Genomic DNA, 8,044 nt, shown 5'->3' on the forward strand with positions numbered 1-8,044 from the left:
CCCATTTGACTCTATACGGAGAGCTTAAAGGTAAAATTATTCGCGGTCAAGGTACTAGGAGGGGGAGCATAATATGCATAGAAACATCCAAGATTGGATCCATGAAGCCGATTTGTTAAGCATGCAGAGGGCTATGACTAGCGGTGAATGCAGTTCAGAAGATCTTGTCCGCGCATACATCGAACGTATACATAGCTATAATCCATTAATCAATGCCGTTCTGGAAATCAACCCAGAAGCCCTCGACATCGCAAGAAGTCTGGATCAGGAGCGATATGCAACAGGCAGCCGCGGTCCTTTGCACGGAATTCCGATCCTCCTGAAGGACAATATTGATACACATGACCGGATGCATACGAGTGCCGGATCGGTCGCTTTAGCCGAGTCCTACGCACCTGCAGATGCATTTGTAGCTGCAAGGCTCCGCACAGCCGGCGCAGTTCTTGTGGGAAAAACGAACATGACGGAGTGGTCAAACTTTATGTCGGACCACATGCCGGCAGGATACAGCTCCCGGGGTGGGTATGTACTGAACCCGTATGGTCCAGGCAAGCTTTTTGTCAGCGGTTCCAGTTCTGGTTCGGCCGCGGCCGTAGCGGCTAACTTGGCGGCGGCTGCGATCGGCACAGAAACTGCCGGATCGATTACTGGTCCGGCCAGCCAGCATTTCCTCGTAGGCATTAAGCCTACGGTAGGCCTTGCGAGCCGGAGCGGCATCATTCCAATTTCCGTAAGCCAGGATACGCCGGGTCCTCTCGCTAGAACAGTTACGGACGCAGCAATCCTCCTAGGCGCAATCACGGGGATTGACGAGAACGATAAAGCTACATATGCTAGTCAAAATAACGCTTTTACTGACTACACCCCATATCTTGATGCCGGCTTTCTGCGCCAAGCCCGTATCGGAATTCCTCGCCACTATTATAAGGCATTAGATGATGAGAGACGGTCCATCATGGAAACCGCAATACATTTACTGCGCGATCAAGGCGCCACAGTCATCGACCCTGTTGACCTTTATTTGGAGCAGCAACCGTGGAATAACGATGTTATTACATACGAATTCAGGATGGCTCTCAATCACTATTTATCGCAACTGCACAACAATGTACCCATTCATTCTCTCCGGGAGCTGATTGCTTATAATCAGAAGCATGCCGCATCGGCGTTAAGATATGGACAAGACAACCTGATTCGCGCTGAACAAAATACGCTGAACGACGAATCATACCAGTTCTTGCGGCAGGAGTGTAACTATCCGGCTGTCACCCAAGGGATTGATTATGCGCTCGATCAACACGGTCTGGATGCGCTAATGCTGCCTGGAGACATAGATGGAACTTACATCGCTGCCCGGTTAGGCTACCCCCTTATCACAGTACCCGCAGGTTTCTCGGTTAACGGAATTATTGATTCGGACGGCGATTCGACGCAAGGCCCCTTCGGTGTCGTCTTCTCCGGGCGAGCGTTCAGCGAGCCCACACTGATCCGTATAGCCTATAGCTTCGAGCAAGCGACCCTCCACCGTCGCCCTCCTAAGCTTGATCAGGTGAGGTGACCGCTTCTTATGGCTAATGATCAATTTTATACAATCGGGCATGTGTCGCGGATATGCGGGATTTCCATCCAGACGCTGCGATATTACGACAACGTTGGACTAGTGTGTCCGAGCCGGACGGATCCTTTTACCCATTATCGCTATTATTCGAATATGGATATTTTGCTGGTAAAAATTGTGCAGGATCTGAAAAGTCTGCGTTTCTCACTGGAGGAGATTGGCAACATCCTGAAACAGTCAGGCCTGGACGGACTAATCGCAGCTATGAAGGTGAAGAAACAAGAAACGCTTGAGGAAATCCAACGTCTTCAATTGACGCATACCACTATAGAGAACCGAATCGGACAGTTGGACAGCCTGAGAAGCCTGAACGAGAAGCTTGATACCGAAGGTGAAGGTGTTTTGATTGAATTGAAGCAGCTGGCTGACCGCATTGTCGTTTTCGAAAGGAAGCGGGCGGTGTGCGGAATGGAGGCGTCTATCGTTCGCTTTACACAGCTGTTTGACAAGCTGGAGATGTATGGCTTGACGGCACAGGGGCAAATGATGAGCATCTATCACGAAAATCTGCTGACGTTCGACCGGGCCGATTCGGATATCGAGGTTTGTATTCCCCTGTTACCGGACACGGTTAACCACCCATTCATACGGACATTGTCTGGCGGCAATTATATTACTGCAACCTACAGCGGCCCCCCTAACGAGGAGTCATGTAAAAAGGTGTATCGTCATCTTTTGGATTGGATGAGCGAGCACGGGTATGCCGAATGCGGGCCCGTTGTGGAGCAGTATGTCGTTGATTTGAGTCAAATGCGCGACCCGGACGTGTTTATCGTGGAGCTTCAAATTCCTGTGAAAAAGGCATTGACCCTATAGCTGCTATAGGGTTTAAGCTGGTTTTATTCAAGTGAAACCAGGGAGGAATAGGGGCATGCATGTAGTATTAGGCGCTGGGCCACTCGGAAGAGCGGTGATCAAGGAGCTTCAACTGCGGGAGGAACCGTTTCAGGTGGTGAATCTCTCCGGGCGGCAGCCGGGGTCCGGGGATATATCGGTTGTCAGGGCCGATTTAATGGACCCGGATCAAGCCAAAACCGCCATTACAGGAGCTTCGGTGGTATATCAATGCACTCAACCTCCGTATCACCAATGGGAGGGGAGGTTCGAACGGCTGCAGGAAAATATCATCGGGGCAGCAATGGCCTCCGGCGCCAAGCTGGTCGCAGCAGAAAATGTCTACATGTACGGGGATGTGGACGATGAGATGAACGAAGGACTGCCATACGCTGCACGGACGAAGAAAGGCCGAATTCGTGCGCAGCTTGCCGAGCGGCTTCTTGAATTACACCATCGTGGTAAACTTCAGGCCGTCATTGGTCGAGGGTCTGACTTCTTCGGACCCGGAGTTATGGAATCGTCCGCTGGTGAAAGGATGTTTCAACCACTCATTACGGGTAAAGCCGTGTCTGTAATAGGTGACCCCGCTCAGAAGCATACGTTTACGTTCATTGAAGATTTCGGAAAAGCACTCGTCACGCTTGGACAAACAGAGGAAACGTATGGGGAGGCATGGCATGTGCCTAATGCGGAGGCGGTGTCCGTGACAGAATTTGTAGGTTAGCCGCACAGTATGCAGGTGTTGAAGCAAGGATAAAGCCAATGGGGAAGGGAATGCTGCGCTTTGGCGGGTTATTCATTCCGGCAGCGAGGGAAAGCCTCGAGATGTTCTATCAATTCGAAAAGGAGTTTGTGGTAAGTAGCCAGAAATTCTCAGACCGGTTCGGGCAGAGGGCAACACCGCTGAAAGAGTCGCTGGCAGCTACGGTCGATTGGTATCGGGCTCGAAAATCCCGGCCTTAAAGATAAGTATCCAGTCCTAAGGTTGTTTGTCATTGAATCCGCTTTAGTCACGTCCAGAAACAGCGGGATCAATTGCTCCTCTGACAGGTGAAAATGGAGAAGAGTCATAAATGCCGTCCGGGACTGTCGCCTAACCGGCCTCCACTGAATATATCTGAAGTATAAGTGGATTCAGGAGAGGATGTTGGCCGTGCAAGCTGTTACTCATGATCCCGTTCAAGGAAGGATTGCCTACACGTCGAACCGCGGCGGAACGTTTGACCTTTGGCTGTACCGACCGCAGGACGGTCTTAATCTTCAACTTACACAAGGACTTGGTGCGGAATTTTCTGTTCCCTATTGGTCCCCCGACAGCAGGAGTATCGCTTTCATCGGTATTGGCAACGTGGTCCACCTGCTCGATACCGTCACGCACGCTATCGCCAGGATCGACCAAATTGAACCCTACACGCTGTTGGACTGGTCCCCGGACAGCCGGTCTCTCGTGTACGTCAAAAACGGGCGGATTGTCGTCTATGATACCTTCTCACATGGCAGCTATGCCATCCCGGAGCCGGGTGCGAGCGATGTCCAGTGGTTCCCTTCGGGTACGGAGCTTCTATTTGCGGCTCCGGATTCCACCGGCAGTACTCAGCTCTTCAGCATCCGGGCCGATAACACAGATCGGAGACAAATCACACAAAATACGGACGGACCGATCCATGATGTTCGGATTTCCCCGGATGGAACCTTCGCACTTTATACGTTCCCCGGCGCCAGCATCTCCATCATTTCAACGGTGGATCTGGCCACCGGTACCATCTATACGCTCGAAGGCGGACCCCTCGCCAAAAACTATTTTCCGGTTTGGTCCCCTAACTCCCGGAGCATTGCCTATAGCGCAACCACCTATAAGGAGCCTACTTATTATTCTCTCATCCAAATCGACAGCCGTACCGGTCAGAATCAAAGGACGCTCGCAGCTTCCAGCTGTTTCGCCACTCCCGTCGGCTGGTCGCCGGACGGTGACAAAATCGCGTATTTATCGGGATGTGAAGGTGTAGAAAGTGCAAGTCAGCTCTGGATTGTCGATATCAGGGAGCAGATACCGGTGAATGTCCTCAGCGGCGGCCGAATTACTGCCCTGCAGTGGTCTCCTCGCGTCAGAAGGGTTCCGGAAAACATCTTCACAAGCTTCGTGTACCGGGTATCCTTTCCGTATCCTGCAAACTGGCGCCGGGTCAGCGAAGAGAGGTACGAAGGGTTTGGCGGTTTTTTTCAGGTGTCCGCGATTTCAGCGAGCGGCCGGATTGCCGAGGTGTGCAGCTCTGAAGCTTTTCATCCATTGATGCCTTACGGCTCTTCTCCTAGGATTATCAGTATGACGATACAAAATCGAGAGGCGTGCTTCATTTTTCCGTCGGCCGACCAACCAGCAGAAATGAATAAACAGGCTGCCCTTATTGTGAGATACCCCCGCCCCGTCCAAATTGGGGAAGCGTTCTACAATTATTTTATCCTGTTCGCCGACGTCAACCACATCCGCCAAATTGGCGGGCGGCTGTCGTTCATTTAGTCTACTTTCATTGATCGGGAAGGAAAATTGAAACTTATCCATAGTTATGATATGTTAAGAAAAATTTGTATTTAGTAGTGGGGATATCATTAAGAACAACAGCAATATCATACACCGCAATCTCCACCGAGTTATCCAGGAGATCTGAGGCTACAGGTGAAGCTACGTTCATTTGTGGTCTTTTTTGTTATTCTCGAACATCACTTATTTAGTATTAACGGTATTCGAAAGGCCGAGCCTGAAGAATGGGGAGTATATTGTTCAGTTTATTATAACATGCGTTTTATTGGTTTCTTTAGGGAAGAAAGCTTCAATGCTCCACGAAGAAACTCTTTTTGGATTTATAAAGGAGAATCAAAAATAGGTGGGGTAAGGATGGGACCAAATTCTATGTATCAAAGAGCCTTGACTGGCCTTAAAGATAAGTATCCAGTTTTAAGGTTGTATGTTATGGAAGGCAATGATGCAGAGTCAGTTTATCTTAACCTCGGGTTTGTTCCGGGAGTACTGGAGATACAAAGTATGTATATTCCAACGAATCAATAGCAAGACATAAGCTTCGTTCTAAATAATGACGAAAAGGTGATAGTATGACTGATGCAAGGATAAGACTGGCAACCTCAAACGATGCAGAGGCACTTTCAAGGCTTAATCAAGAGTTTAACGGAGGTTACAAAAGACCTTCGGTAGAAATAATCGAAAGCCTGAATAAAAGCAATGAATTGATTGCCGTAGCGGTAGTAAGTGGTAAGGTCGTTGGTTTTGGTTGTGCTCAAAGTTTTCAATCATTTTGTTATAAAGAACTTCAAGGGGAAATTACCGAATTATATGTTGAAGAAGCCGCCCGAAGAAAGGGAATTGCTGCATCATTAATTTCTTGCCTGGAAAAAAACCTTAGAGAACGGGGAGTGGAAAGTGTGAAAGTATTAACAGGTAAAGAGAATGATGCTGCAATTAAAATGTATGAATCTTGCACCTATGTTAAGGACGACGAGCTTTTGTTGAACAAAAATTTATAGGACTGAGCTAACGGTAAACATCGAACAGCTAAGTTTGCTTTGCATATATATTGAGCCGGACTGTAAAGGGGAATTATGGTAGAATCCCTTTATTAATTGAAGAATGGGGGCAAAAAGGTGGTTCCAAAGCATATTGTTTCTGCGGCAACAATTGTAGTCAATGAGTGTAACGAAATTTTATTAATAAAAGGTCCATGGAGAGGTTGGGAAATGCCAGGGGGGCAGGTTGAAGAAGGTGAATCGCTGAAAGATGCGGCAATAAGGGAAACAAAGGAAGAGTGCGGTTTAGATATAGAGGTGACAAAATTTTGTGGTATTTTTCAAAATGTGAGTGAATGTATTTGTAATACATTATTTTTAGGAAGACCAGTCGGAGGGGAATTAGTAACGACTCCAGAGTGTTTAGAGGCAGGTTTTTTTCCAATTGAAGAAGCTTTAGAAATGGTAACTTGGAAAAATTTCAGGCAAAGAATTGAGTTTTGCTTAAATGAAGAACTTCATCCCTTTTATGTTGAGTTTTCTCTGTCAAAATGAACTACAACTCACTCACACCATCACTGTGGTGAATAGGACATGTTATATGCCCAGGAAGTTTTTAGTGGTGCTGCTAGCTTTTTCTTGATAACGTTTACGCCGTTTGTTAAGGGGATATTATAATATTTCTATTGATTAAGGAGTGAGTTGAATGGTCAAGCTTCCGTCAAATTTGATAGTGTTTTTTGGGATAAGACAATTATAAATGATGCAAACAGTGCAGGTAATGTGCTTATGAGAGTTAAGGATAAAAAGGGATATATCGTGATTGATGAATTTCAGGTGTCTCCTGGGAACAGCAAACAATTAAGTGGTTTAAATAAAGATAAACAATATTACTTTGAAATCAAAGCTGCAAAAGGACAATTCATCATGTTCATTTTGCGATCTTTCTATAGAAATGATACAGCATGGTAAAGATGTGGAAGAGGCTTATGAGATAGCATTAAATGGCTTTAAGTAATAGTGATCAAAAGTGGATTTATTTGATCTAACGGGAAATGATATCTCAAAAAAAAGCAAAAGAGTCATAAACTAGTATAAGTCCGTATTCTTAGAGTTAGGAGTGAGAGACCATGGAAGGTCAAAGAGGAGAGAACACGGGCATAATTCGGATCTCATATATTCTGGGGATCATTGCATTGTTGTCGATATTTTTATCTACTGTACTTAGCATTACTTTTTCGATATTATCGCTAATTGCAAGCTTTATGGCTATTGTTTTTTATAAGAATCGAAGGTCAGTTTTTGCTCTTGTCTTTAATGTTGTGGTGTTTTCGGTACTCATATTAGGCCTGTATTTTATTATTTCAAACTTTACCATATTGGAATAGTAGTTTCTTAAGGGACTAAGCTTGGCGGGAAACTATGGTCAAAGATAAGGCTGCTGATCGATCGCAGCCTTGTTCAAGAAGATGGTTGTAAAAAGCTCCCTTAAATGCTGTTAATGGAAAATAACCGCTGCTGTTTTATTGAACTAACGTTCTCCGTTAGTTCAATAATGTTCTTCACCCTTGGTTGAATTGAGATACAGCAACACTGATCAATTTCTGCTAATCCATAATAATGTCAACGACTTGTTTCGCAAACGCAGTATAGGGCTCGATCAGATCAGGACTTCGATCAATAGCCCACCTGAGGTTATTGAAAGTCCTTAATAGCAGCAAATGCCTTGTGAAATCCTCAATATTCGGGCCTTCTTCTAGTCCTAATATTTGGTACTTCATCAATTGAGTAACAGCTCCATGCGGTACCGCGCTTACTTCTGCATTGCCCCAATCCAGCAATATAACTTGTTTTGCCTGATTGACAATCGTATTCTTTAAAGAGATATCTCCATGGTTTAAACCGAAGCGGAACGTTTCTTTCTTCAAATTCTCAAACAGTTTTCTTACTCTCTGCGATTCCATCTGAGTGATTACTCCAAGCTTAATCAAGCGATCATACTCCGTCAAACTATTGATAAATAGTTTTCGCAAACTCGTGACTTCAGTCGTGAGTTAGAACACTTCGGATAGG

The 8,044-nt window shown here is 46.1% G+C and carries 10 protein-coding genes; 9 read left to right on the forward strand and 1 reads right to left on the reverse strand.

The window, feature by feature from the left end; genetic code table 11:
- Positions 1–73: 73 nt before the first annotated feature.
- The 9 genes from IEY53_RS34240 (at position 74) to IEY53_RS34280 (ending at position 6,943) form a co-directional block, all read left to right on the forward strand.
- Positions 74–1,558 carry an amidase family protein gene (locus IEY53_RS34240; RefSeq protein ID WP_189032757.1) on the forward strand — a complete coding sequence of 495 codons (1,485 nt, stop codon included), beginning with the start codon at positions 74–76 and terminating at the stop codon, positions 1,556–1,558.
- 9 nt (positions 1,559–1,567) lie between these two features.
- The gene (locus IEY53_RS34245) at positions 1,568–2,434 is read left to right on the forward strand and encodes a MerR family transcriptional regulator (protein WP_189032759.1); all 867 of its coding nucleotides are present in this window, start codon (positions 1,568–1,570) and stop codon (positions 2,432–2,434) included.
- Between the two features lie 55 nt (positions 2,435–2,489).
- Positions 2,490–3,179 (forward strand): NAD-dependent epimerase/dehydratase family protein, encoded by a 690-nt coding sequence (locus IEY53_RS34250; protein WP_189032761.1) that lies wholly within the window; start codon positions 2,490–2,492, stop codon positions 3,177–3,179.
- 38 nt (positions 3,180–3,217) lie between these two features.
- Entirely contained in the window at positions 3,218–3,418 is a 201-nt protein-coding gene (locus IEY53_RS34255; protein WP_189032764.1) for a hypothetical protein, read from the forward strand.
- Positions 3,419–3,599: 181 nt separating this feature from the next.
- Positions 3,600–4,973, forward strand: a complete 1,374-nt coding sequence (locus tag IEY53_RS34260) for a PD40 domain-containing protein (RefSeq protein WP_189032766.1) — start codon at positions 3,600–3,602, stop codon at positions 4,971–4,973.
- Positions 4,974–5,129: 156 nt separating this feature from the next.
- Positions 5,130–5,519: a hypothetical protein gene (locus IEY53_RS34265; RefSeq protein WP_229696527.1), complete on the forward strand. Its 390-nt coding sequence runs from the start codon at positions 5,130–5,132 to the stop codon at positions 5,517–5,519.
- Between the two features lie 44 nt (positions 5,520–5,563).
- Entirely contained in the window at positions 5,564–5,992 is a 429-nt protein-coding gene (locus IEY53_RS34270) for a GNAT family N-acetyltransferase (protein WP_189032768.1), read from the forward strand.
- A 117-nt stretch (positions 5,993–6,109) separates the two neighbouring features.
- Entirely contained in the window at positions 6,110–6,526 is a 417-nt protein-coding gene (locus IEY53_RS34275; protein WP_189032770.1) for an NUDIX hydrolase, read from the forward strand.
- A gap of 147 nt (positions 6,527–6,673) precedes the next feature.
- Entirely contained in the window at positions 6,674–6,943 is a 270-nt protein-coding gene (locus IEY53_RS34280; protein ID WP_229696528.1) for a hypothetical protein, read from the forward strand.
- A 635-nt stretch (positions 6,944–7,578) separates the two neighbouring features.
- Here the strand turns inward: IEY53_RS34280 and IEY53_RS34285 are convergent.
- Entirely contained in the window at positions 7,579–7,962 is a 384-nt protein-coding gene (locus IEY53_RS34285; protein WP_229696529.1) for a hypothetical protein, read from the reverse strand.
- Positions 7,963–8,044: the final 82 nt, after the last annotated feature.

It is taken from the genome of Paenibacillus albidus, from assembly GCF_014644435.1.
Classification (GTDB): domain Bacteria; phylum Bacillota; class Bacilli; order Paenibacillales; family Paenibacillaceae; genus Paenibacillus_AQ; species Paenibacillus_AQ albidus.

What these genes read in the sequence shown, in the direction of transcription:
- IEY53_RS34240 (WP_189032757.1), top strand. Translation starts at nt 74, where the DNA reads ATGCATAGAAACATCCAAGATTGGATCCATGAAGCCGATTTGTTAAGC.
- IEY53_RS34250 (WP_189032761.1), top strand. Translation starts at nt 2,490, where the DNA reads ATGCATGTAGTATTAGGCGCTGGGCCACTCGGAAGAGCGGTGATCAAG.
- IEY53_RS34270 (WP_189032768.1), top strand. Translation starts at nt 5,564, where the DNA reads ATGACTGATGCAAGGATAAGACTGGCAACCTCAAACGATGCAGAGGCA.
- IEY53_RS34260 (WP_189032766.1), top strand. Translation starts at nt 3,600, where the DNA reads ATGTTGGCCGTGCAAGCTGTTACTCATGATCCCGTTCAAGGAAGGATT.
- IEY53_RS34245 (WP_189032759.1), top strand. Translation starts at nt 1,568, where the DNA reads ATGGCTAATGATCAATTTTATACAATCGGGCATGTGTCGCGGATATGC.
- IEY53_RS34255 (WP_189032764.1), top strand. Translation starts at nt 3,218, where the DNA reads ATGGGGAAGGGAATGCTGCGCTTTGGCGGGTTATTCATTCCGGCAGCG.